Annotated in this window: 19 protein-coding genes; 11 read left to right on the forward strand and 8 right to left on the reverse strand. The window is 72.2% G+C overall.

The features are described from left to right. Window positions 1–117: 117 nt before the first annotated feature. Window positions 118–975 (forward strand): helix-turn-helix transcriptional regulator, encoded by an 858-nt coding sequence (locus FB388_RS19490; RefSeq protein WP_142103627.1) that lies wholly within the window; start codon window positions 118–120, stop codon window positions 973–975. 19 nt (window positions 976–994) lie between these two features. On the opposite strand, the gene FB388_RS19495 is transcribed toward FB388_RS19490, so the two are convergent. The 4 genes from FB388_RS19495 to FB388_RS19510 are packed head-to-tail and all read right to left on the reverse strand — an operon-like array spanning window position 995 to window position 7,381. Continuing rightward, window positions 995–1,822 (reverse strand): enoyl-CoA hydratase/isomerase family protein, encoded by an 828-nt coding sequence (locus FB388_RS19495; RefSeq protein ID WP_142103628.1) that lies wholly within the window; start codon window positions 1,820–1,822, stop codon window positions 995–997. After that, window positions 1,822–3,081 carry a CaiB/BaiF CoA transferase family protein gene (locus tag FB388_RS19500; RefSeq protein WP_142103629.1) on the reverse strand — a complete coding sequence of 420 codons (1,260 nt, stop codon included), beginning with the start codon at window positions 3,079–3,081 and terminating at the stop codon, window positions 1,822–1,824. Before FB388_RS19500 ends, FB388_RS19495 begins: the two co-directional genes overlap by 1 nt. A gap of 29 nt (window positions 3,082–3,110) precedes the next feature. Continuing rightward, entirely contained in the window at window positions 3,111–5,285 is a 2,175-nt protein-coding gene (locus tag FB388_RS19505; RefSeq protein ID WP_246122195.1) for a hydantoinase B/oxoprolinase family protein, read from the reverse strand. A 35-nt stretch (window positions 5,286–5,320) separates the two neighbouring features. Next, window positions 5,321–7,381: a hydantoinase/oxoprolinase family protein gene (locus FB388_RS19510; protein WP_142103630.1), complete on the reverse strand. Its 2,061-nt coding sequence runs from the start codon at window positions 7,379–7,381 to the stop codon at window positions 5,321–5,323. A 271-nt stretch (window positions 7,382–7,652) separates the two neighbouring features. On the opposite strand from FB388_RS19510, the gene FB388_RS19515 reads away from it, so the two are divergent. The 9 genes from FB388_RS19515 to FB388_RS19555 all read left to right on the forward strand — a co-directional run bounded on the left by FB388_RS19515 (window position 7,653) and on the right by FB388_RS19555 (window position 19,434). After that, window positions 7,653–9,611 (forward strand): helix-turn-helix domain-containing protein, encoded by a 1,959-nt coding sequence (locus FB388_RS19515; RefSeq protein WP_142103631.1) that lies wholly within the window; start codon window positions 7,653–7,655, stop codon window positions 9,609–9,611. A gap of 117 nt (window positions 9,612–9,728) precedes the next feature. Beyond that, entirely contained in the window at window positions 9,729–11,006 is a 1,278-nt protein-coding gene (locus FB388_RS19520) for a hydroxymethylglutaryl-CoA reductase, degradative (protein ID WP_142103632.1), read from the forward strand. Then, a complete protein-coding gene (locus tag FB388_RS19525; protein ID WP_142103633.1) occupies window positions 11,003–11,932 on the forward strand; it encodes a hydroxymethylglutaryl-CoA lyase in 930 nt (309 codons plus the stop codon). The genes FB388_RS19520 and FB388_RS19525 overlap by 4 nt, the downstream gene beginning before the upstream one ends. Before the next feature lie 36 nt (window positions 11,933–11,968). Beyond that, window positions 11,969–13,276 carry an MFS transporter gene (locus tag FB388_RS19530; RefSeq protein WP_211362111.1) on the forward strand — a complete coding sequence of 436 codons (1,308 nt, stop codon included), beginning with the start codon at window positions 11,969–11,971 and terminating at the stop codon, window positions 13,274–13,276. Further along, a complete protein-coding gene (locus tag FB388_RS19535; protein WP_142103635.1) occupies window positions 13,273–14,892 on the forward strand; it encodes an amidohydrolase in 1,620 nt (539 codons plus the stop codon). The genes FB388_RS19530 and FB388_RS19535 overlap by 4 nt, the downstream gene beginning before the upstream one ends. A 64-nt stretch (window positions 14,893–14,956) precedes the next feature. Continuing rightward, window positions 14,957–15,991 (forward strand): LysR family transcriptional regulator, encoded by a 1,035-nt coding sequence (locus FB388_RS19540; RefSeq protein WP_142103636.1) that lies wholly within the window; start codon window positions 14,957–14,959, stop codon window positions 15,989–15,991. A 90-nt stretch (window positions 15,992–16,081) separates the two neighbouring features. Next, entirely contained in the window at window positions 16,082–17,443 is a 1,362-nt protein-coding gene (locus tag FB388_RS19545) for an MFS transporter (protein WP_142103637.1), read from the forward strand. Continuing rightward, window positions 17,428–18,609, forward strand: coding sequence for a CaiB/BaiF CoA transferase family protein (locus FB388_RS19550; RefSeq protein WP_142103638.1), 1,182 nt, complete (start codon window positions 17,428–17,430; stop codon window positions 18,607–18,609). The genes FB388_RS19545 and FB388_RS19550 overlap by 16 nt, the downstream gene beginning before the upstream one ends. A 30-nt stretch (window positions 18,610–18,639) precedes the next feature. After that, entirely contained in the window at window positions 18,640–19,434 is a 795-nt protein-coding gene (locus tag FB388_RS19555) for an enoyl-CoA hydratase-related protein (RefSeq protein ID WP_142103639.1), read from the forward strand. 42 nt (window positions 19,435–19,476) lie between these two features. Here the strand turns inward: FB388_RS19555 and FB388_RS19560 are convergent, their stop codons facing one another. Next, entirely contained in the window at window positions 19,477–20,340 is an 864-nt protein-coding gene (locus FB388_RS19560; protein WP_142103640.1) for a LysR family transcriptional regulator, read from the reverse strand. An 85-nt stretch (window positions 20,341–20,425) separates the two neighbouring features. On the opposite strand from FB388_RS19560, the gene FB388_RS19565 reads away from it, so the two are divergent. Next, window positions 20,426–21,295, forward strand: a complete 870-nt coding sequence (locus FB388_RS19565; RefSeq protein ID WP_142103641.1) for a TIGR03564 family F420-dependent LLM class oxidoreductase — start codon at window positions 20,426–20,428, stop codon at window positions 21,293–21,295. A gap of 39 nt (window positions 21,296–21,334) precedes the next feature. Here FB388_RS19565 and FB388_RS19570 read toward each other — a convergent pair whose 3' ends face one another. The 3 genes from FB388_RS19570 to FB388_RS19580 are packed head-to-tail and all read right to left on the reverse strand — an operon-like array spanning window position 21,335 to window position 24,212. After that, a complete protein-coding gene (locus FB388_RS19570; protein WP_142103642.1) occupies window positions 21,335–22,228 on the reverse strand; it encodes a carotenoid biosynthesis protein in 894 nt (297 codons plus the stop codon). Beyond that, window positions 22,222–22,983: a Rossmann-fold NAD(P)-binding domain-containing protein gene (locus tag FB388_RS19575; protein ID WP_211362112.1), complete on the reverse strand. Its 762-nt coding sequence runs from the start codon at window positions 22,981–22,983 to the stop codon at window positions 22,222–22,224. The genes FB388_RS19570 and FB388_RS19575 overlap by 7 nt, the downstream gene beginning before the upstream one ends. Before the next feature lie 5 nt (window positions 22,984–22,988). Next, the gene (locus tag FB388_RS19580) at window positions 22,989–24,212 is read right to left on the reverse strand and encodes an FAD-dependent monooxygenase (protein WP_142103643.1); all 1,224 of its coding nucleotides are present in this window, start codon (window positions 24,210–24,212) and stop codon (window positions 22,989–22,991) included. Between the last annotated feature and the right edge of the window lie 6 nt (window positions 24,213–24,218).

Below are 24,218 nucleotides of genomic sequence, written 5' to 3' on the forward strand. Positions count from 1 at the left end.
TGTCGCGCTGGATATGACCGCACCAGGTTGGGCGCGGGCGCACGGCCACGGAACGGACAGGTGATCCCCGGACCACCGGTCCGTGGATGAGGTGGCGTCGCCGTGCAAACCTGAGCCGTGAGCAAAGGGGAACTGGCAGACTTCCTGCGCCGCAGGCGGGAGGCACTGCGCCCGGACCAGGTGCACGGCGCGCACCCGCCCGGCCGGCGGGCCCGGCGCACCCCCGGGCTGCGCCGGGAGGAGGTGGCCGCGCTCGCCGGGATGTCCACCAGCTACTACGAGCGACTGGAGCAGGCCCGCGGGCCGCGCCCGTCGCCGCAGGTGCTGGCCGCGCTGGGGACGGCATTGCGGCTGACCACCGCGGAGCGTGAGCATCTGACGCGGCTGGCCGGGCAGGTGCCGACCAGCACGGACGCCGATCGCACGCGTCTGCCCGCCGACGCCCGCCGGTTGCTGCACCGGCTCGGGCCGATACCCGCCTACGTGGTCGACGAGCGAGAAGACATCGTGGCGTGGAACACCGCCGCGGCCGCGTTGATCGTCGATTTCGAGCAGTTGCCCGCCGGCGAGCGCAACACCGTGCGGCTTTCCATCCGACTGGGCGACACCCTCTGCTCGGCACCGGCCGGCGCGGAGGGTGAGTTCGCCCGGCAGATCGCTGCCGAACTGCGCTCGACCAGCGCCCGCTACCCGGCGGAACGCGCGCTCGGCGAGTTGGTCAACGAGTTCGCCGCGCACAGCCCGGACTTCGCGGCCGGATGGCGCAGCCACGACGTACGACCCCGACCGACGCTGCGCAAACACCTGCACCACCCCGAGCTCGGCGAGCTCGAGCTGGAGTGCCAGACCCTCCTGCTGCCGGGCACGGACCTGCGGCTGGTGCTCTACACGGCGGACCCCGGCAGCCCGAGCGCCGCTGCACTCGCCCGTCTGGGCAGCACCTCCGGCGGGGCGACGGGCCGGCGGGGCACGTGAGGACGAGCGCGACCCCGCATCAGCTCGTCCGCGCCTCGGTCGAGCGCGGCTGAGCGGTCGGCGGCAGAACGGTGCTGCGGGACGGGAACTCCGGTCGGCGGCGTTCGGCGAAGGCGGCGAGACCTTCGCGGGCGTCGGGTGAGGTGAAGGCCTTCTGCCCGTAGAGGGCCTCGCTGTGGAAGGCCTGGTCCTGCGGGAGGTCGCCGAGCCGCAGCACCGCCTCCTTGATGGTTTCGAGCGCGGTGCCGCTGCGGGCGGCGAGGCGGTGGGCGAGCTCGAGGGCGGTGTCGAGGAGGTCGGCCGCGGGGACGACGTCGTTGAGCAGGCCGTAGCGCAGGGCTTCTGCGGCTGGGATCCGGTCACCGAGCAGCATCAGCTGCATCGCCCAGACGTAGGGGATCTGGCGGGTGAGACGGGTCAGGGTCCCGCCTGCGGGGACGACACCGACGCCGCTCTCCGGGAGCCCGAACTCCGCGGTGTCGGCGGCGATGCGGATGTCGGTGGAGAGCATGATCTCGAAACCACCGCCGAGGCACAGCCCGTTGACCGCCGCGATGACGGGCTTGAAGAGCGTGGTGTGCTTCTGGTGGGCGGGGTCCCACGCCGAGATGTCGAAGCGTCCGTCGGCGAGTGCCGGGATCGACTCGGTGAGATCGGCGCCCACGCAGAAGGCCCGGTCCCCCGTACCCGTCAGGATCGCCACGGCCACGGAGGCGTCGTCGCGGACCTCGGCGAATGCGTCGCCGAGCTCCTCGTACATCGCGAGGGTGAGTGAGTTCAGCTTCTCGGGGCGGGCGAAGCGGATGATCGCGACGGCACCGTCGCGCTCCAGGTCGATCCCCGCCATCAGATCGCTCCTCGCGCGCGGAGGGCCGCGAGCTGCGTGTCGTCGAGGTCCGCCAGGGCGCGCAGGAGCATCTCGGTGTGCTCTCCCACCTTGGGAGCCAGCCCTCGTGGGTTGGTGGGGGTGGCGTCGAGCTTGATCGGCGAGCCGAACATGCGCAGCTCCCCGAAGTCCGGGTAGTCGACGTCGACGACCATGTCGCGCGCGGCGATCTGGGGGTCCTCGACGACCTCGCCGATGTCCTTGACGGCGCTGAGCGGCACCTGGTCCCCGGCCAGCTCCTCGAGCTCGATCTTGGTCCGGTCGGCGAACCACTCGTGCAGCAGCGGCCGGATCCGGCGCTCGTAGACCTCGGGTGTGAAGCGCTTCGCCATGGTGTCGATCTCGGGGTCGTCGGCGAGCTCGGGCCGGCTGAACATCTGGCAGGAGAGGCGCCAGAACTTGTCGGTGTAGCCGCCGAAGAAGACGTAGCCGTCCTTGCAGGGGTAGAGCTCGTACGGCTTGACGAACGGGTGCTCGTTGCCCAGCGGGGCGGCGACCTTGCCGTCGACGGTGTAGGAGACCACCGCGTTCTCGGTGAGGCTCAGCACGGAGTCCTGCTGGGAGACGTCGACCAGCTGGCCGTGGCCGGTCTGCTCGGCGTGCCGGAGCGCGGCGAGCGTGCCGATCACGGCGTAGAAGGTCGCGGAGAGGTCACCGATGATGGTGCCGACCCGCACGGGTGGGCGGTCGGCGTAGCCGTTCATGGACCACAGCCCTCCCGTGGCCTGGGCACTGTTGTCGTAGGCGGGCTTGCGGCGGTACGGGCCGGTCTGGCCGTAACCGGAGATGGCGGTGTAGACCAGCCTCGGGTTCACCTTCTTCAGCTCCGCGTAGCCGACCCCGAGCTTGTCCATCGTGCCGGCGCGGAAGTTCTCGACCAGGACGTGCGCGCGGGAGGCCAGCGTGCGGAGCAGGTCCTTGCCCTCCTCGGTGGACAGGTCGATCGTCAGGCCCAGCTTGTTGCGGTTGTACTGGGCGAAGAAGGCGCTGAACTCCTCACCGGACTCCGCGCGCAGGGTCGGGGGGAAGGCGCGGGCGTAGTCGGGCTCGTTCGGGTTCTCGATCTTGATGACCGTCGCGCCGAGGTCGGCGAGCAGCATGGAGCAGAACGGTCCGGCCACGACGCGGGTGATGTCCAGTACGACGACGCCGCGCAGGGCCCCCGCAGGCAGGCCGGCCGGGTGGAGCGCGCCGAGCGCGTCGATGCCGTGTGGGGACATGCAGATCCTCCGTGTTCGCCGTCGGTCGGTCAGGCCGTCGTGGTCGGTGCGGTCTCCACCCGGATCCGCGTCTCGAGCAGGGTGCCGCACGTGGGGCCGTAGAACTCGTCGATGAGGACCCGCGGGCCGTCGGCGCGCTGCCGGACGAGCACCCCGTGCTCGTGGAGGCGGTCGGCGGCGACGTGGGTGATCTGGAGGGCGTGCGGCCGCCAGTCGGGGCCGGTCCCGAGCCGCGCCCCGCTCGCAGGGCAGTACCAGCCGTCTCCGTCGCGCTGTGGCGCGGAGGCGCCGGCCGTCGCACCGGCGGCGGTCTCCTGGCTCGGGTCGGCGCCGAGGCGGGAGCGGCGGATCCGCGCACGAGCCCGGGCGGTCGCCGCGGCGTCGACGCCGTCGTCGCCCAGGACGACGCCGTAGGTGGATTCGGCGGTGGCCGCGGAGACGTAGCCGTCGGCGACGTCCGCGGCGACCCGCTCGGGATCGCGCAGCAGCGGGTCACCGTAGCCACCGCCGCCCGCGATCCACTGGACGAAGACGTCGCCCGTTCTGATCGGGACCGACTGCTGGTTGATCGCGAGCAGTTCGGTGCTCTCGGCGACGAGGTCGGCCCGGGTGGGGACGGTGCCCCCGGCCAGCAGGGCGGCGACGTTCGCGCCACGGTGGACCTCGTGCCCGCTGCCGCCTGCGGGCAGCCCGCCGCCGAACCCGTCCGCGGTCACCTGGGCGCTCGGGGCGAAGACCGTCTGGGTGACCTCCTGGGCGCCGTGCAGGGTCCAGGCGAACTCCAGCCCGAGGCCGCCGCGCTGCGCCCCGTGCCCGGCGCTGTGGATGTTGAGCTGCTTCCACAGGTACAGCACCGGGTACAGCATCTCGTTCATCTCGACGTCCGGCAGCATGTTGTTGACCTGCGTCATCATGCCCGCGCAGTCGAGGCCGTCCGCCTCCGGCTGGGCCCCTGCGCCCATGCCCCCGCCGTCCATGTTGAACAGCACGAAGTACTCGCCGTCCTCGGTGGTGCCCGCTGAGATGCCACCGGTCCACGAGTCGGCCCACACGCCCTGGGTGCGGGCGCGGATGTCCTCGTCGGCGCTGGTGCGACAGGCCTCGTTCATCAGCTTGGTGACCAGGCGGCTCACCCGGGCGCCGGTGGTGAGGTGCCCGTTGCTGATCGGGGCGGGAGGGGTCGGGTTGACGATGGAGCCGGACTCGGCGATGACGTCGAAGGCCGTCATCACCCCTTCGTTGAACGGGACGTCCCAGGCGAGGATGGGCACGACCGCACTGGCGACGCTGCCCACCAGCGCTCCGTAGCTGCAGTTGACGAACCCGCCCGTCTGCTCGCTGGAGCCGGTGAAGTCGAAGGTGATCTGGCTGTCGCGCTTCGTCATGGTGCAGGCCACGCGGTAGAGGTCGTCGTCGTGCCCGTTGTGCTCGGTCCACTCCTCCGCGCGGTAGCTGCCGTCGGGGATGGCGGCGATCCGTTCCCGGACGATCTGCTCCGCGAGCTGGAAGGACAGGTGGGTGTACTCGCGGAACTGCTCGATCCCGAACTCGGCAATGGTGCCCAACAGCCGCCGGATGCCGGTGTTGTTGCTGGCGACAAGGCTGCGGACGTCGTTCCAGAACAGCGCGGGGACGCGGACGTTGTTGAGCAGGATCCGGCGGACCCACTCCACCGGCTCGCCCTTGTCGAAGATCTTCACCCCCGGCGGCAGGCGCAGGGCCTCTGCGTAGCAGTCGCGGGCACCCGGGGCGAAGCCACCGGGGGTCATGCCGCCCACGTCCACGAGGTGGGCCTGGGACTGGGCCCACCCGATGAGCTCGTCCTCGTGGAAGATCGGGGAGATCACGTTGGTGTCGGGCGGGTGGCTGGCCCCGGCGGTGTGCGGGTCGTTGCTGATGAACGCGTCGCCAGGCGACAGCGGCTCGCCCTCGATCGCCTTGACCAGGTTCTGCACCGCCACGCTGCCGGAGCCGATGTGGAACTGGACGTAGTCGGAGTAGGCGTAGATGCGGCCGGTCGGGTCGAACAGCGCGGTGTTGAAGTCGCCTGCCTCGGTGATGACCGGGGACCCCGACGAGCGGATCATCGCGATGCCCATCTCCTCGACGATCGAGTCCAGGCGCATGCGGATGACTTCGAGGGTGACGGGGTCGTAGCCGGCGGGCAGCGCCGTGGTCGTGCTGGGCATGATCGTCCTGGGCATGATCGTCTCCTTCGACGGTCGTGGGAGGGCGGCCGTCAGAGGCCGGCGTCGAGGCGCATCAGGAAGTGGCCGTCGTCGGTGAGCTCGACCGTGGCGCCGCTGGGGACGTAGACGGTGGTGTCCGGCTCCTCGAGCAGGCAGGGACCGGCGGCCCGGCCCGGCCCGCCGAAGCCGCGGTGCACGTCGACCTCGGTGCGCTTGCCGGTGAGGGGCTCGATGATGCTGCGCCTGCTGATCTCGTGGGTCTCCGCGTCCGCCCCGTCGACCAGGTGCACCTGCTGCACATCGCTGCGTCCGATCGCCCGGACCCGGGAGTTGACCAGCAGGATCTCCGTCTCGGTCCAGGCGGTGCCCGCGCCGAACTCGTCCTCGTAGTCGGCGACGAACCGGGCCCGCAGCTCGTCCTTGTCCGCCTCGGTGAACGTGCCGGCCGGGAGCCGGGTGGTGACCTCGAAGATCTGCCCGACGAACTTCATGTCCGCCTCGCGGTAGAGCTCGCGGCGCTCGGTGGGGATGCCCTCGGCCTCGAACCAGGCCTGGGCCCGCTGCTCCAGCCCGGCGAACTCCTCGTCCAGCTCGGCGGCCGGCTGCTGCATCGTCCACGGGCTGGTCCGGACGGCGGAGAACACCGAGTCGGCGTGCATGAGCCCGTACGCGGAGAAGACCGCGGCGTTGCGCGGGATGACAACCTCCTGCACCCCGGCCTCCGCGGCGATGCTCGCCGCGAACAGACCGCAGGCCCCACCGAACCCGACGAGGGTGAACTCGCGCGGGTCGTGGCCCCGGTTGACGGTGATCTTGCGAAGGGCGTTGGACATCTGCGAGGTGGAGAGGCGGTAGATGCCTTCCGCGGCGGCCTCCTCGGTGATCCCCAGCGGGTCGGCGACGTGCTTCCGGATCGCCGCGCGGGCATCGTGTTCGTAGAGGGCCACGGTGCCACCGAGGTAGAAGTCGGCGTTGATCAGCCCGAGGACCAGCGCCGCGTCGGTGACGGCGGGCCGGGTGCCGCCCTTGCCGTAGCACGCCGGGCCGGGGGTGGAGCCCGCGCTGTGGGGGCCGACCCGGAGCAGGCCGCGGCCGTCGACCCAGGCGAGGCTGCCGCCGCCGGCTCCGATCGTCTCGATGTCGACGGCGGTGAGGCTGGTCGGCAGGCCGCCGATCTCCGCGCGCGGGAGCAACCTGAACTCGTCGTCCATGATCGCGGCGGCGTCGAGGCTGGTGCCGCCCATGTCCGCGGTGAGGACCCGCCTGCGGCCGAGCTGCTGCCCGAGCAGCCGGGCGCCGGTGACGCCGCCGACCGGGCCGGAGTTGAACATCGAGATCGGGGCCTTGCTGGTCTCCTCCACCGAGAGGAAACCGCCGTGCACCTGCATGATCTGCACCCGCGTCCTCAGGCCGCGGGAACGCAGCTCCTCGGCGAGGTGCTCGAAGTGCGACGCGACGATCGGCTTGACCGCGGCGTCGAGCGCCGTTGTCACCATCCGCTCGTACTCCCGGTAGACCGGGGTGAGCGCGCTGGACAGGGTGAACGGGAGGTCCGGGTGCTGCGCCTGCAGGTAGTCGCCGATCGCCTGCTCGTGGACCGGATTGCGGAACGACCACAGCAGGCAGACCGCGACGGCCTCGACACCGGTGGCGAGCAGCGCGTCGACGGCGGTCGCGATCCGCTCCTCGCTCAGCGGGACCAGAACCTGCCCGTGCGCGTCCACCCGCTCGGCGACCTCGACGATGCGGCGCCGCTCGACGATGTCCACGGGGGCGCTCATCTTGTGGGGGTCGCGCTCGTCGGTGCGCGCCGAGCGCGCGATGCGCAACGTGTCGCGGAACCCTTGCGTGGTCAGCAGCCCGACGGCCGCGTACTTCTGCTCGTCGACCGCGTTCGTCACGATCGTGTTGCCCAGGACGAACCGGTCCACCGACGAGAAGAACTCCGCCTCGCCCATGCCCGCCCGCTCCTGCAGGACCTGGAGGGCGCCGAGGATCCCGGTGGTCACGTCCTTGGTCGAGAAGGCCTTCCCGCGGATCGCCCGGCCGTCGACGAGCGCCACGGCGTCGGTGAACGTCCCACCGACGTCAATGCCCACGTGAAGCGTCATTCCGCTGTCTCCTTCGACTGCGTCGGGTCGTAGCGACGGGGCGCCCGCTGGTCAGGGGCACGCTAGAGCCGGCGTGGTCCAGCGCACATGGGCCAGCGGTCACCGATAGGCTCGGTGAGGGTGTACCGACGGCCCATGCCGGTGGATCGGCGGCGTCGGAGTGCTGGACCTGGCGGCACAGCAGGCCCGGCACCCGGAGGTGTGTGAGGTCCGCCCATCAGAGGCGCGGTGAAGATGGTCTTGTGGCCCACCCGGATCCGGAGGCGAGTCGATGAGCAACGACGTCCACTCCATCCCGGTCGACACGGTGGTCACCCTGCTCGAGGCAGCTGCGGCCGATCGGGACGCCGACGACGCCGAGATCCGGGACCTCCTGGCGGGTCTGGATCTCCCGGCGGACGCGGCGGCGCGGGTCAGCGACGGCGTCCGCCAGCTGCGCGTCGGGTCCGAGCGGTGGCGGCGCCGCGGACAGGAGCTCTCCGCCCTGTTCTCGAGCGCCCGGGAGCTGGCGCAGCTCCGCGATGTCGACAAGCTGCTGGAGCGGCTCGTCGAGCGGGCCCACGACCTGGTGGGCACCGACGTGACCTATCTGTCCGAGTTCGACATGCGCACCCGTGAGCTGCGGGTGCGCACGACCCTCGGCACGGTCGCCCCGACGTTCCTCGGGCTGCGCGTACCTCCCGGCATGGGGCTCGCGAGCCTGGTGGTGCAGCGGCGGCAGCCCTGCTGGACCTCCAGCTACTCCGGCATGACGCAGGCCCCGCACGACGCCCACATCGACGCGACCGTGGCCGCCGAGGGCCTGGTCTCCCTCCTCGGCGTCCCCCTGCTCGCGGGCGAGGAGGTGATCGGCGTGCTGTTCGCCGCGAACCGCGTCGAGCACTCCTTCTCACCGGAGGAGATCTCGCTGCTGTCGGCGTTCGCCGATCACGCCGCGATCGTCCTGCAGACCGCACGCCTGCTCGCCCGCACCCAGGACGCGGCCGAGGAGACCCGCCGCGCCTACGGCCAGCTGGCCCGTCACGTCGAGGCCATGGAACGCGCCAGCGGCGTCCACTCCGACCTGACCACGCTGGTTCTCCAGGGCGGGGACACCACCGCGGTCGCAGGCGCGCTCGGGAAGGCCCTGCGCTGCCGGGTCACCGTCCTCGACGCCGACCTCCACCCGACCGCATCGGCAGCAGGCCCGACCGCCGACGCCCCGGCTCCCGTGGGAAGCGGGCGCGACCGCGAGGACGGGCCCCGGAGGGACGAGATCCGGCGGGCCGTGGACGAGAGCCGTCGTAGCGGCCGGTGCGTGACCCTCGGCAGGCCCGGGCACGAGGTGGTCGTCGCGGTCGTCGCAGGCCAGACCTTCCTGGGCGCCCTCGTCCTCGAGCCGGGGACCGTCGAGTTCGGACCGGTCGAGCACCGCACCGCCGAACGGGCCGCTCAGATCACCGCCCTGCTCAGCCTCAAGCAGGAGGCGCTCATCGAGGCCGAGCAGCGGGTCCGCGGCGACCTGCTCGCCGACCTGTTGTCCGGGGATCCGCGACGGCGGGCAGGCGTCGCGCAGCGCGCGCAGTCCCGCGGCATCCGCACCGCCGAGCTCCGCACGCTCGTGGTCCTGTCGCTCCCGGCCGAGCACCGTCGCCTCGCGGCACGCGCGGCCGGACGCGCCGCCGGCGGCGGGCTGATCGGCGAGCACGCGGACCAGGTCGTCGCGCTGACCTGCGAGTCCGACCCGGCCGCGGCGGCGACCCTGATCCACACGGCGGTGCGCCGGGCGATCGACCACCCGACGCTGGCAGTGGCCGCAGCGCTCGGCGACGTGCCCCGCGACGTGCGCGCACAGCTCGAGGCCGCCACGGCGTGCGCCCGGGTGCTGCCGGTACTCGGGATCACCGACTCGGCCGCGACCACCGACGAGTTCCTGCCATACACCGCGCTCTTCGGCCCCGGTGAGACGCGCGTCAGCACCTTCGTGCACAACCTCCTCGGCCCGCTCCTCGAGTGGGACGCCACCCGCGGCGGGAACCTGCTGACCACGCTCGCCGTATACCTGGACAGCCGCCTGAGCCCGGTCGCCGCCGGCCGCGCGCTGCACCTGCACAAGAACACCGTGCTGCAGCGGCTGGAGCGCATCACCGAGCTGCTCGGGGACGACTGGCAGGAACCGGACCGGCTCTTCCGGATCAGCGTCGCTGTTCGGGTGGCGCGGCTCTCCGCCACCACGCTTCGCGACCTGTAGTGGACCAGCAGCCCACGCCCGTAGCCACGTCTGTGGTCGGTTGACACATCCCCTCTCCCCCAAGTGCTCACTAGCGTTCCAACGCGGACGAGAAGCCACGCCGAGGTGGGAGAGGCGATGACGCGCACCAGTCGCATTCAGGGTCTTCGGGACCTGTCCGTGGAGGCCCGTCGCAAGACCGTCGCGGAGTCGGCCGGGCTCGACGTGGAAGGGCTCGCCGCGTTCGCGCCGGAGCGTGGGATCGGGGTCGGGCTGGCCGATCACATGATCGAGAACGTGGTCGGGGTGATGGGGCTGCCCCTGGGGGTCGCGACCAACTTCATCGTCGGCGGCCGCGAGGTGCTGGTGCCGATGGCCACCGAGGAGGCCTCGGTGGTGGCAGCGGCCTCGAACTCGGCGAAGGTCGCCCGGATCCACGGTGGCTTCTTCACCTCGTCGACCGCGCCGATCATGCAGGCCCAGGTGCAGATCATCGGGGTGCGCGATCCGGAGGCGGGACGGGCGCGGCTGCTCGAGGCCCGTCAGGAGCTCATCGACCTGGCCGACGCCCAGGACCCCAAGCTCGTGGAGTTCGGCGGCGGGGTGCGCGACATCGCCGTACGCGTGGTGGAGTCGCGCGCCGGCACCTACGTGGTGGCGCACCTGCAGGTCGACGTCCGGGACGCGATGGGGGCGAACGCGGTCAACACGATGGCCGAGGCCGTCGCCGATCGGGCCGGGCAGATCGCAGGCGGGCGGACGCTGCTGCGGATCCTGACCAACAAGGCGGATCTGCGGCTCTCCCGGGCCCGTGCGATCTTCGACAAGGAGGCACTGGGTGGGGACGCCGTCGTCGACGACATCGTGCACGCCGCGGCACTGGCCGAGGCCGACCCGTACCGGGCGGCCACGCACAACAAGGGGATCATGAACGGGATCACCGCGGTCGTGCTGGCCACCGGCAACGACACCCGCGCGGTCGAGGCAGGCGCCCACTCCCACGCGATCTCCCCGGCGGGGCGGTACACCTCGATGTCGCGGTTCGAGAAGGACGCGGACGGCAACGTCGTCGGAACCCTGGAGCTACCGATGCCGGTCGGCCTCGTCGGCGGCGCCACCAAGGTGCACCCGGTGGCGCAGGCCGCGATCGAGCTGCTCGGCGTGCGCACGGCCGCCGAGCTCGCCGAGATCATCATCGCGGTCGGGCTCGCCCAGAACTTCGGCGCGGTGCGGGCTCTGGCCACCGAGGGCATCCAGCGCGGGCACATGTCCCTGCACGCCCGCAACATCGCCTCCACCGTCGGCGCCACCGCCGACGAAGTGCCCGCCGTCGTCGCCCGGCTCATCGCCGACAAGGCGGTCCGCGCCGACCACGCCGAACGCGTCCTCGCCGAGCTCCGCGCCGAGAACACGTGAACCACTACGGGGTCGAACCGCTGCCCGGCCTACCCAGCAGCGTCACCATCTGCGAGGTCGGCCCTCGCGACGGGCTGCAGAACGAGGCCGACATCGTGCCGACCGAGGTCAAGGTCGAGCTCATCGAACGCCTGGTGGCGGCCGGGCACACCGTCGTCGAGACCACCAGCCTCGTCCACCCGAAGTGGGTGCCGCAGCTCGCCGACGCGGAGGACGTACTGCGCCGGCTCGATCGCAAGCCCGGGATCCGCTACCCGGTGCTGGTCCCCAACCGACGCGGGCTGGAACGCGCCGTCGACCTCGGTGTCACCGACATCGCCGTCTTCGGCTCGGCCACGGAGAGCTTCGCCAAGGCCAACCTCAACCGCACGATCGCCGACTCGCTGGAGATGTTCGCGCCCGTCGTCGCCCGTGCCCGGGAAGCCGGTCTGCGCGTCCGCGGATACCTCTCCATGTGTTGGGGCGACCCGTGGGAGGGCCACGTCCCCATCCCCCAGGTCGTCTCCGTGGCATCCCGGCTCATCGGGCTGGGCTGCACGGAGCTGAGCCTCGGCGACACCATCGGGGTAGCCACCCCGGGCCGCGTCAACGCCCTGCTCGACGCGATCCTGGCGACCGGCGTCCCGATCGACCGCATCGCCGTGCACTTCCACGACACCTACGGCCAGGCCCTGTCCAACACCCTCGTCGCGCTCCGGCGCGGTGTCACCACCGTCGACGCCTCCGCCGGCGGTCTCGGCGGCTGCCCGTACGCGAGGTCGGCCACCGGGAACCTGGCCACCGAGGACCTGATCTGGCAGCTCGACGGCCTCGGCATCCGCACCGGGGTCGACCTGGACCAGCTCGCCGAGACCAGCACCTGGCTGGCAGCCCGGCTCGGCCGCCCGAGCCCGGCGCGCACCGTGCGCGCCATGGCCAGGACCTAACCCATGGTCAGCCGACCCCGGCCAGGAGGATCGACGATGTCCAACCCCCAGTCACCTGCGGATGTCCGTCGACGGCGGGCCGTTGCGGGCGCGTTCGTCGGGACCGCGATCGAGTGGTACGACTTCTTCATCTTCGGCACCGCCGCCGCGCTCGTGTTCGGCCGCGTCTTCTACCCCGACGCATCGCCGGCGACGGCCGTCCTCGCCAGCTTCGCGACCTTCTGGGTCGGCTTCCTCGCACGTCCGATCGGCGGTGTGCTCTTCGGTCACCTGGGAGACCGGTTCGGCCGCAAGAACGTGCTCGTCACGACGCTGTTCCTCATGGGGACGGCGACGACGCTCATCGGCCTGCTGCCGACGCACGCGCAGGTCGGGGCGCTGGCCCCGGCACTGCTCGTCCTCCTGCGCGCCGCGCAGGGACTCGCGGTCGGCGGTGAGTGGGCCGGAGCCACGCTCATGGCCACCGAGAACGCGCAGCAGAGCAGGCGCACGATGGCCGGAACCTGGGTACAGCAGGGCTCACCGGCCGGGTCGATCCTGGCGACCCTCATGTTCCTGATCGTCGGCAGGTTGCCGGACGAGCAGTTCACGACGTGGGGATGGCGCATCCCGTTCCTGTTCTCCGCGGTGCTCGTGGTCGTCGGCCTCGTCATCCGGTCGAAGGTCGAGGAGTCGCAGGACTTCCTCGACGCCAAGGCGCACCACGACGTCGTGCGGGTGCCCGTCGCCGCCGTCTTCCGCACCGCACCCCTGATCGTCTTCTGCGGGGTGGCGGCGAGCACCCTCGGCATCGCCGCTGCGTTCTTCCAGAACACCTTCCTCGTGTCGTGGTGGACGAACGAGCTCGGACAGTCCCGTGCGGCCATCCTCAACCTCGGCTTCGCCATCGCCGTGTGGCAGTTCGTCTGGCAGCCGATCGCCGCCGTGATCGCGGGCCGCATCGGCCGCGACCGCGTCATGGTGCTCGGCGTCGTCCTGTCGATCGCCGTCACGGTCCCGTACTTCCTCGCCATCCTCAGCGGCGACATCTGGCTCGTCGGCCTGGCCCAGTTCGTCCTCATCGTGGGCGCGGCCGGTTACTACGCGATGCTCGCCGGCTTCCTGGCGGAGGCCTTCCCCGCGAACGTGCGGTACACGGGCGTGGCGCTCGCCAACGGACTCTGCGCGATGATCATCGGTGGCTCGACGCCGCTCATCGCGCAGTCGATCCTCGGCGTGGCCGGCCCATGGGGTGTCGCAGCCTTCTTCGTGCTGCTCTCGGTGCTGACACTCGTCGGCATCATCGGAATGCGCACGGTCCAGCGCCGTTCCCGGGCGGTCGGTACCGCCGAGGTGAGCGCGTGAAGGTCGACGCCCTCTTCGAGAACGGCCGGATCTGGACGGGCGACGCGACCCACCCCGAAGCGACGACCGTCGCCGTCCACCACGGCAGGATCGTCGCGGTCGACGACACCGACGGCCTCCGGGCGAGCCGGGCGCACGACCTCGGCGGGGCGCGGGTCGTCCCCGGTCTGCACGACGCGCACCACCACCTGGGACTGACCGGCAACCGGCTCGCGAACGTCGACGTGCGGCCGAGCAGGGTCGCGAGCCTCGCCGACCTGTACGACGCGCTGGCCGCGCGCGCCGCCGAGCTACCGCGGGGCGCATGGGTCAAGGCGAGCGGCTACGACCAGAACTTCCTCGGCGGCGCGCACCCGACGGCCGACGCGATCGACCGTGCCGTCGACGGGCGACCGTGCGTCGTCGAGCACGTCTCCGGTCACATGGTCGTCGCCAGCACCAGGGCCTTCGAGCTCGCCGGCTACCCGGACCGCGCCGGCTACCCGGACATCCCCGGCGGCCGGGTCTTCCGCGGCGCCGACGGGCGGCCCGAGGGGCTGCTGCAGGAGACCGCGATGCACCCGGTGCGCAACGCCGCCGCCGTGGTGACCGACGAGGAGATCGCGCACTCCCTCGGGCTCGCGAGCGAGCAGGCCCTCTCCTACGGGCTCACCAGCATCACCGAGCCCGGGGTCGTCGTCGACGGCAGCATCGGGCGTGGCGGCGCCGCCATGCACCACTACCTCACCGCCGTCTCCGACGGCACGATCGGGCCGCGGATGACCGTGATGCCGTGGCACAACGCGCTGCACCCGCTGGCGGACGGACCCGACGGCTGGCAGACCCTCGACTGGGGCATCCGCACCGGCCTCGGTGACGACCGCCTGCGCATCGGCCCCGTGAAGATCGTCTCCGACGGCTCGCTCATCGGCCGCTCGGCGGCGGTCCACGAGTGCTACTGCGGCGAGCCGGACAACCTGGGCGTCCTGCAGCTCGGCCCGGAGGAGCTGCACACCGCCCTCGTCACGTACCACCTGGCGGGCTGGACGGTCGCCACGCACGCGATCGGCGACCGGGCGATCGACCACGTCCTCGACGCGATCGCCGAGGCCCAGCGCCGCCACCCGCGCGAGGTGCGCCACCGCATCGAGCACTTCGCGATCGCCTCCGACGAGCAGGTGCGCCGGTGTGCCGACCTGGGCGTCATCCCCGTCCCGCAGGGGGCGTTCATCTCCGACTTCGGCGACGGCATCCTCGAGGCGATCGGCCCGGAGCGCTCGGCGGGCACCTACCGCATGCGCTCCCTGCTCGACGCCGGCATGGTCGTCCCCGGGTCCACCGACTCCCCCGTTTCCGACGCGAACCCGCTCGTCTCGATCCACGATCTCGTCAACCGGGTCACCAGCGGAGGGCAGGACTTCGCGCCCGCCGAGCGCGTGAGCGCGGCGGAGGCGCTCACCGCCTACACCTACGGCTCGGCGTTCGCGGTCGGGCGGGAGGCCGACCTCGGCCGGATCACCCCCGGCCGGCTCGCGGACTTCGTCGCGCTGAGTGACGACATCCTCGAAGTCGACCCGGCCGGGATCAAGGACCTGCACGTCACGACGACGGTGATCGGCGGCGAGGTCGTCTTCTGACGGGTCGGCGTGGCTCTCCGCATCGGCTGAGGTCGGGCCCGCGCGTCCTGTCAGACTCGGCCGCGTGGACCTGCGTCAGCTCGAGTACTTCCTCGCCGTCGTCGAGCACGGCGGGGTGCACCGGGCAGCGGCAGCACTGCGGGTCGCGCAGCCGTCGCTGAGCCAGTCCTTGCGCCGGCTCGAGAAGGACCTGCAGACCGATCTCTTCCACCGCGTCGGGCGCGGACTGGTGCTGGCGCCCGCCGGCGAGGCGCTGGTCGGGCCGGCCCGCCAGATGCTGCGCACCGTCGGCTCCGCCTACGACGCGGTGCGCGAGGTCCGCGACCTCGAGGCCGGGCGGATCGACGTCGCCTCCCTCGCCGACCTCTCTGCCGACCCGGCCGCGATCTGGGTCGCCCAGTTCCGGGTCGCCAACCCGCGGGTGAGCGCGCGCATCGAGGAACGAGGAGAGGTCTCGCAGGTCGCCGAGCTGGTGGCCTCCGGCGAGTGCGAGGTCGGGGTCAGCGTGCTGCCCCATCCCCGGGACGGGCTCGTGCACGAACGGCTGCTCACCCAGCACTTCGTGCTCGTCGCCCCACCCGGGACCGACGAGGGGTTCCCCGGCACCGTCCGGCTGGCGGACCTCGACGGTGTCCCCCTGGTGCTGGGCGAGCGGCACGCCACCACCCGCGAGTGGATCGAGGGGACGTTGCGGGCCGCCGACGTCGAGCCGCTGGTCTCGGTCGAGGTGCCGCAGCGGGGCTCGGTCCTGCCGATGGTCCTCAACGGTGGTGGCGCGGCGATCGTGCCGCTGCGCCTGGCGCTGGACGCGCACCTGCGCGACGCGGTGGTCCGGGAGCTCGACCCGCCACTGCGACGCGACATCGGGGTCGTCTACCGGTCGGGCCGCATGGCCGCGGCGACGGCGGCGTTCCTGGAGTTCACCCGGGACCGGGTGCGGTCATGGGAGCGTGCGATCGAGCAGCGGATGGCGGCCGGGCTCGGGCGGGTGCAGGCCGCCGCGGACACCGACCTCGCCGTCCGCCGACGGCAACGCGCCGAGTTCGCCGAACGCTCCCCCGTGGCGCGGATCCCCGACCGATCGCCCACCGACCGATAGGCAGGAGCAATCAGTTTGCGTGGTTTCACGTCTTTGACGCTGTCGATCCGGACGCATTGACTGGTGCCCGGACCGATCGCGGGAGACACCATGGCAGAGACGCCACGAACCGAGCCTCCGACGGCGGGGACGACGCCGGCCGGAGCCGCAGGCCTGCGACGGGGCGCGTGGACGGCCACCTTCCTCGCCTTCGCCTTCATGCTCCTGAACTTCGCCGACAAGGCCGCGCTCGGGTTCGCCGGCAGCGCGCTCATGCGGGACCTGGGCATCACCCCGGCCGAGTTCGGGGTCCTGCAGAGCTCGTTCTTCTGGCTGTTCGCCGTCGGGGCCCTCGTCGTCGGCGCGCTGAGCACCAGGATCTCGGTCCGCGTGCTGCTGCCCACCCTGATGGGCATCTGGATCCTGACGATGGTCCCCCTGCTGTTCCCGGTCGGCTTCGGCCTGTTGCTGGTGTGCCGCGTGGTCCTCGGGTTCGCCGAGGGACCCGCGTACGCGCTGGCGACGCACGTCGTGCACTCCTGGTTCCCGCCCGAGAAGCGCGCCCTGCCCGCCGGCGTGATCAGCGCGGGGAGCTCGGTCGGCCCGCTGATCGCGGCACCGGTGCTGACGCTGGTCATCGCCACCTGGGACTGGCACGCGGCGTTCCTGGTGCTGATCGTCGCGGGCCTGGTCTGGCTGGTCACCTGGTTCCTGCTGAGCCGGCCCTCGCCCGAGGAGGCGGCGACGCGCGCACCGGGGACCGACGGGACCCGGCGCGGGCACACCGGAACGGACTGGCGGCTGCTGGTCCGCCAGCTGCGCACGCCGACGATCCTGGGTGTCGCGCTGCTGGCGTTCGTCGGCTACTGGACCACCACGCTGCGGGTGTCCTGGTTGCCGCTCTACCTCGAGCAGGGACTCGGCTACGACGCCCTCGCCGCCGGGCGGCTGGTGACGGCGCCCTACGCGGTGGCGGCGGTCGCCGCCGTCGGCGCCGGGTACCTGTCCAACCGGATGATCGCCCGCGGGGTGTCCCGGCGCTGGGCTCGCGGCGGGTTGTCCGTGGCCTTCGTGGTCGCGGGCGGCGTGAGCATGTACCTGTTCACCGCGGTACCCCCGGGCGCGGTGCAGGTGGTCATGGTCGCCCTCGCGTTCTCGCTGAACTCGGCCGCGTACGGGGTGGCGCTGACGATCGTCTCGGACCTCGTCCCGCCCGGCCACCGGGGTGCCGTCCTGGGCTGTCTTGTCGCCTTCTACAGCATGGCGGGGGTCATCGCGCCCCTCGTACTCGGCTTCTCGATCGGTGACGGTGCCGACGTGAGCACCGGCTACGGGCACGGCTTCGCGATCAGCGCGGTGGTCATCGTCGTCGGCAGCCTGCTGTCGCTGGTCCTCATCAACCCCGAGCGCGACCTCGGCCGGCTCGACGAGCACGGGCACGGGGAGGTGGCGCCGGCGTGGAGCGGCCGCTGACCGGGGTCCGGGTCGTCGACTTCGGGCAGTTCATCGCCGCGCCGGCGGCCGGTGCGGCGCTGGCCGACATGGGCGCCGACGTGATCAAGGTCGAGCCGCCCCGCGGCGACTCCGCCCGGCAGATCGGCGTCTACGGCCAGGCGATGATCCGCACCTACAACGGGGGCAAGAGGTCGCTGGCGGTGGATCTCCGCACGGCCGAGGGGCGTGCCGTGGCCGGACGGCTCGTCCGGGACGCCGACATCGTCCTGCAGAACCTGCGCACCGGCGTGATGGAGGCCTTCGGCCTCGGCCCGGCCGACGTGCGCGCGATCAACCCCGGCGTGGTCTACGGGTCGGTCAGCGGGTTCGGGCGCCACGGTCCCTCGCGGAACCGCCCGGGGTTCGACATCGCCGCCCAGGCGGAGAGCGGCCTGATGTCGGTCACCGGGGAGGCCGGGCGGGACCCGCAACGGGTCGGGGTCCCGGTGGTCGACGCCGCGGCCGGGCACGTACTGGCCGAGGCGGTGCTCGGCGCGTACATCGGGCGGCTGCGGTTCGGCACCGGTCGCGACGTGGAGGTCTCGCTGCTCGACGTGGCCATCCACCTGCAGGGCACCACGTGGGGCGAGTACTTCCTCACCGGCCGGGTGCCCGAGCGCAAGGGCAACGGGCAGCCGACCGTCGCCCCGGCGGCCGACGTCGTGCCCACCGCCGACGGGGCGATCGTGCTGTCCGCCTACACCCCGGCCCACTTCTCGAAGCTCTGCGCGCTGGTCGGGCGCCCCGAGCTGGCCGTCGACCCGCGGTTCGCCACGAACCCCGACCGGGTCGCCCACCGCGCCGAGCTGCTCGCCGAGCTCGCCCCGGCGTTCCGCGAGCTCCCCAGCGAGAAGGCGCTCGAGCTGCTGGTCGGCAACGGGATCGTCGCCGGCGCCATCAACACCTACGAGCAGGTCGCGGCGCACCCCGACGTCCGCGCCTCGGGGACCTTCGTCGAGGTCGTCGACGACGGGGAGCCCTACACGGTGGTGCGCTCGCCGTGGCGGAGCGGCGAGGAGCCCGCACGCACGCCCGCACCGCGGGTCGGCCAGCACACCCGCGAGATCTTGGCCCAACTCGGCTACCCCGCGGCCGAGGTCGGCGATCTGGTCCGGCGCGGGATCGTCGGCACCGGTGAGGACTGAGCGCCGCACCCGGCGGCTGGAGGAGGCGACGTGCCAGCAGGCGTGGATCGCACGGACGGCGACGGCATCACGACGCTGGCGCTGCGCAACGAGGGCCGCCGCAACGCGTTCGCGGTCGACCTGCTCGACGACCTGGACCGCGCACTGGGCGAACTGGAGAGCGATCCCGGCACCCGGGTCGTCGTGGTCACCGGACACGGGTCCGCGTTCTCGGTGGGCGCGGACCTCGCCGCGCCGCCCGCACGCCGCACACTGCGCGGCGACTCGGTGGACGCGGACCTGGCCCGGCTGCGCCGGGTCGGCCGGATCACCGAACGCCTGCACCGGCTGCCCCAGGTCACCCTGGCGGCCGTCAACGGGGCCTGTGCCGGCGCAGGGCTCTCCCTCGCGTTGGCCTGCGACCTGCGGATCGCGGCCGAGGCGGCCGTGTTCAACACCGCGTTCCTCGGGGCCGGCCTGTCCGGCGACCTCGGCGGCATCTGGTTCGCCACCCGCATCCTCGGCCAGGCACGGGCCCGCGAGCTGTTCCTGCTCCCCGGGCGGCTTCCCGCGCGGGAGGCGCAGGCCGCCGGCCTGGTCAGCAGCGTGAGCCCCGACGAGTCCTTCACCGCCGACCTCGCCGCGCTCACGGCCCGGCTCGCGGCGAGCGCCCCGCGGGCGGTCCGGGCGATGAAGGGCAACCTGCGCGACGCCGACCGGATGTCCCTGGCCGACTACCTCGACGTCGAGAGCGAACGGATGGTCGCCACCTTCCACACCGACGACGCCCGCGAAGCGGCACGCGCGTTCCTCGAACGCCGGGAACCGGTCTTCACCGGCAGGTGACACCGGGCGAGCCCAACCACCTGCGCGACGACATCGCCGATCTCACCGATCGGCGAAGGCCTTCACGAACGACGTGACGCAGATGTCCGGCGTGGTGAGTGACGCGACGACGTGCCCGTCGATGGTCAGGGCCGGGTCGAGCGGGATCGCGCGGACGCGGCGTGACCCGAGTCCGGCGAGCTGTTCGGCGGGCAGCACTGTCCAGGCGTGTCGATCGGCGCCGATCTCGATCAGGACGTTGACCACGGTGCCGCTCGGAGGCCGGACCGACGGGCCGACGCCGGCCCGGCCGAGCGCGGACACGATCGCGTCGTGCAGCGGCGGGTCGACCTCGCGCGACGGCAGACGCAGAGCGGTGTGGTCCAGGTCGGCGAGCGCGGCGGTGGGTAGGCCGGCCACCGGGTGGCTCTCGGACACCACGGCCCACAGCGCCTCGGACCACGCACGGACCACCCGGACACCGGTCGCCGCCACCGGCCCGCGCACGAGCGCCAGATCCAGGTCGCCGTCCCGAACGGCGTCGAGCCGCGCCGGCATGGGCAGGTCCACGAGCTCCGGCTCGGCGGGCCGCTCCGCCACGCGCAACAGCGCCACCCCGCGTTCCAAGCGGTCGGTGAGCCCCGAAGCCACCCCGATCCGCAACCTCGCGGCGGACTCCCCGGCGACCACTCGCACGCGCGCCGAGGCGGCGAGGGTTTCCCGAGCAGCCTCCAGGACCCGGGCGCCGGCCTCCGTGAGCCGGACGTGCCGGGGCGACCGATCGATGAGGCGGACCCCGAGCTCGCGCTCGAGCCGAGCGATCTGCTGGCTGACGGCGGACTGCACGATGTTCAGCCGCTCGGCCGCCCGCCCGAAGTGCAGCTCCTCGGCGACCGTCACGAAGTACTGCAGGGCGCGCAGCTCCACATCCCCTCCACGATCACAAAATGTGATTGCTGCGGAGCGTAACTGGGCCTGGTTCCCGCCGGCTCGGAGGACTGGAATCTCGATCGTGCGAATCGGAACCAGCCTGATCAACCCGGCCGCGCCAGACGACGTGGTGGCGGCCGCAGCCGACGCCGCGCGCCGCGGCCTCGACAGCTTCTGGACGAACCAGAACCCCGGCAGGTGGGATCCGCTCGTCCTGCTGGCCACTCTCGGCGAACGGCCGCCCGAGATGGGCACGGCGATCCTCACGACCTATCCCCGCCACCCGGTGACCACCGCGACCGAGGCCCTCACCGTGCAGGCCGCGACCGGTGGAGGGCTGACGCTGGGGATAGGGCCGAGTCATGCCTGGTACATCCAGGACCAGCTCGGAATCCCCTACACCTCGCCCCTGCGGCACACCCGCGAGTACCTGACCGTCCTACGCCCCTTGCTGCACGGCGAACACGTGCGGCACTCGGGAGAGTTCTTCACCGTCGACACGAAGCTCGACGTCACCGCCCCGCCCCCCGCGCTGCTGATGGCGGCACTCGGGCCACGCATGCTCGAACTGGCCCGGGAGCTCACCGACGGCGTCGTGACGACGTGGGTCACCCCCGAGCTCATCGCAGAGCACGTTGCGCCGCGCGTCGGAACCGACATCCGCATCGTGGTGCAGGTCATAACGCTGCTGAGCACCGAACCCGACCGTGCCCGCGAGGCCCTCGCCCGTGACTTCGGCGCAGTCGGCGAGATGCCGGCGTACCGCGAGTCGCTCGGCCGTGCCGGGCTCTCGAGCCCGGCCGACACCGTCGTCATCGGCGACGAGACGGACATCGTCGACGCCTTGACCCGGTTCCGCGACGCCGGAGCCACCGATGTCGTCCTCTCGCCCCTCGGGACTCCTGCCGACAGAGAGCGGACCCTCGACCTCATCGACGCCTTCTCGTCGTGAAGTTGTGAGGCCGCCGTCGTCGGGCTCGTCGCGCGCGGACTACCCCGATCGGCGCATTCCTCGGAACGGTGGCGACGCCGGCCCGCGATCGGGTACGTCGGCCGTGTCGCGCGCGAGGAGCACGCAGGCGAGCGCCATGAGCGCCGGTGTCCCCATGCTGAACAACCCCACGATGACGGCGCTCTCCTGGATGTCGGCCACCAGGAAGGTCCGCCCTGCGACTGCCACCGCGTCGGTGGGATCCGCCGACACGCCGGTCACGAAGGTGCCGACGCTGGGCAGGTAGACGGCGAGCCACACGACCGGCGGCAGCACCGAGGCCGGGCCGATCCGCCGCGCAGGCGGCGCGAGCAGCGCGAAGAGCTGGAAGGCCACCCAGCCCGTGACGACCCAGCCCAGGAAGTTCGTCAGCGGCACCCCGAACAACCCGCTCGGATCTCCGTAGCTCCACTGGCGCCCCACCGTGGCACCGCCCGGGTCGATCACAGCGTCGTAGCCCGCGAGCACCAGCGCGGCCACCGGCGGGACCACGAAACGCGCCGAACCGATCAGGCGGCCGGGTCGGTCACCGACGATGACCAGCCGGGCGATCGACCACGCCACGTAACCCGCCACGGCGTAGACGACCGGGACCGTGGGCGGGACTCCGAGGATGTGCAGGCCGGGGCTGTTGTGGGTGAAGAAGCCGAAGGGGAAGCCCGTCGCGATGGCCAGCGCCTCGAACGCGAACGCCACCGGGTACACGCAGAGCAGGAAGTCCACCGCGCCGCGCCGGCCGTAGGTCAGGCTGCCGTGCACGACCAGGAAGAGGATCAGCCCGAGCATCCCCAGCGACATCGGCGGGCTCGAACCCGGCACGAGCAGCGGCGCGAGCCCGGCAGCCACGACGATGCCCGCAGCGCCCCAGGCGGCGGCGACGGGCCTCGTCAGCATGCTGCGCTCCCTGCGTTCACCTGGCTCGACGTGGGCATCGTCGTCACCGCGTCGTGCCGGACAGGGCCGGAGCCTGCGGTGCGGTGGCCTCCGCTTCCAGCCGGCGGTGGACGACCTTGCGGATCAGTTCGAGGACGCCCGAACGCAGCACCTCGGTCACACGGTTCGACGGGACGAACCGCTGCTGCTTGATCCGTGCCTTGCGCTGCTCGGCGGTGATGAAGGGACGAGCGCAGCCCGTCCGCGCCGACGACCAGGTCGAAGCTCTCGCGGTACCGGGCACCGGTGCCGGCGTCCTCGAGCAGGACCTGCACCTCGGCGGAGCCTTCGGTGATCTCGATCGGAGTGGTGGCGAACCGCACCTCGACCGGGTCCTGGGCACCGCCATCGACCCCGTCACCGGTCACGTCGCCGGTGATGCTCCGCCACAGCGCGACCTCGATGTCCCCGCGCAGCACCGCTGCCGGCCCGGGCTGGTCCAGGAACCCCAGAGCCGGCTTCCGGTTGCCCCGACGATCCAGCGCCCACGTGATCCCGCCCGGCTCCCAGTCCGGGTTGCGGGTGTGCAGGTGACCGGCGATGCCCAGGTCGACCGCGGCCTGCCGGCCCTCCGGGAACAGGAAGATGAAGTAGCCCCCCGTCCGACGCTCCGGCGCCCGTTCGACGATCACGGGCGTCCAGCCCGCCCGGCGCAGCCCGATCGCCGCGGACATCCCCGCGATCCCGAGCCCCACCACCAGCGCCCTCTTCCGCATGGTCGTCACCGCGCCGCGCCGGACAGGGCCGACGATGCGGTGTACTCCGCCGTCAGCCGGCGGTGGACGACCTTGCGGATCAGTTCGAGGACGACCGAACACAGCACCTGGACCGGACGGCTGGACGGGACGAACCTCTGCTGCTTCACCCGTGCGGAGCGCTGCTGCCTGGTGATGTAGGGACGCAGGCCGGTCTCATAGGCGTCCAGAGCGGCGGCGAGGTCGTCGGGGTGCTCCTGAAGGGCTGCGCCCAGTGCGGCGCCGCCGCGCAGCGAGGACGAGGAGCCCATGGCCGAGTAGGTGTTCATGCACCAGGCCGCGTCCCCCACCAGCACGACCCGCCCCGTGCGCCACCGGGGCATCTTCACCTGGTGTATCGAGTCGAACACGTGGTCGGGGGCCTCGTCGAGGGAGGCCAGCACGTGGCGCACCACGGGGTCGTCGTCCATCCCGGAGAAGGCCGCGCGCACCTGCTCGATCGACGACCCGGCGAACCGGTCCGGGATGTCCTCGGTGCGGTAGGTCAGCCACGCGCAGGGCGCGTGGTCGGCGAGCCCGAACACCCACATCGCACGCTTGGGGCGCGAGACGATGATGCTGTCGCTCGCCTCGTAGGAGGGCACCTGCTCCTTCAGCTGGAACGCGCAGATCATCGCTTTCCAGTTCGCCATGTAGTCCTCGTCCGGACCGAACACCATCCGGCGCACGCTCGAGCGCATCCCGTCCGCGCCGACCACGAGATCGAAGTCCTCGCGGTACTGCTTCCCGGTGCCGGCGTCCTCGAGCAGGACCTGCACCCCGCCGGTGCCCTCGGTGATCTCGACCGGGGTGGTCGCGAACCGCACCTCGACCGCGTCCTCGGTCCCGCCGTCGACCACATCGCCGGTGATGCTCTGCCACAGGGCGGCCTCGATGTCCCCGCGCAGCACCGCTGCCAGCCCGCTGGGCGCGTCCAGCAGTCCCAGAGCCGGCTTCCGCCTGCCCCGGCGATCCACCGACCACGAGTTCCCGCCCGGTCTCCATTCCGGGTTGCGGGTGTGCAGGTGGTCGGCGATCCCCAGGTCGGCCGCGGCCTGCACACCCTCCGGGAACATGAAGATGTAGTAGCCCCCCGTTCGACGCTCGGCTGCCCGTTCGACGATCACCGGCGTCCAGCCCGCCCGGCGCAGCCCGATCGCCGCGGACATCCCCGCGATCCCGAGCCCCACCACCAGTGCCCTCTTCTGCATGACTTT

It is taken from the genome of Pseudonocardia cypriaca (genome assembly GCF_006717045.1).
GTDB classification, from domain to species: Bacteria; Actinomycetota; Actinomycetes; order Mycobacteriales; family Pseudonocardiaceae; genus Pseudonocardia; species Pseudonocardia cypriaca.

Bases quoted from the DNA above. Each gene is read 5' to 3' on its own strand.
- FB388_RS19495 (WP_142103628.1), bottom strand. From the start codon at position 1,822: ATGGCGGGGATCGACCTGGAGCGCGACGGTGCCGTCGCGATCATCCGC.
- FB388_RS19500 (WP_142103629.1), bottom strand. From the start codon at position 3,081: ATGTCCCCACACGGCATCGACGCGCTCGGCGCGCTCCACCCGGCCGGC.
- FB388_RS19505 (WP_246122195.1), bottom strand. From the start codon at position 5,285: ATGCCCAGGACGATCATGCCCAGCACGACCACGGCGCTGCCCGCCGGC.
- FB388_RS19510 (WP_142103630.1), bottom strand. From the start codon at position 7,381: ATGACGCTTCACGTGGGCATTGACGTCGGTGGGACGTTCACCGACGCC.
- FB388_RS19515 (WP_142103631.1), top strand. From the start codon at position 7,653: ATGAGCAACGACGTCCACTCCATCCCGGTCGACACGGTGGTCACCCTG.
- FB388_RS19520 (WP_142103632.1), top strand. From the start codon at position 9,729: ATGACGCGCACCAGTCGCATTCAGGGTCTTCGGGACCTGTCCGTGGAG.
- FB388_RS19530 (WP_211362111.1), top strand. From the start codon at position 11,969: ATGTCCAACCCCCAGTCACCTGCGGATGTCCGTCGACGGCGGGCCGTT.
- FB388_RS19545 (WP_142103637.1), top strand. From the start codon at position 16,082: ATGGCAGAGACGCCACGAACCGAGCCTCCGACGGCGGGGACGACGCCG.
- FB388_RS19570 (WP_142103642.1), bottom strand. From the start codon at position 22,228: ATGCTGACGAGGCCCGTCGCCGCCGCCTGGGGCGCTGCGGGCATCGTC.
- FB388_RS19575 (WP_211362112.1), bottom strand. From the start codon at position 22,983: ATGCGGAAGAGGGCGCTGGTGGTGGGGCTCGGGATCGCGGGGATGTCC.
- FB388_RS19580 (WP_142103643.1), bottom strand. From the start codon at position 24,212: ATGCAGAAGAGGGCACTGGTGGTGGGGCTCGGGATCGCGGGGATGTCC.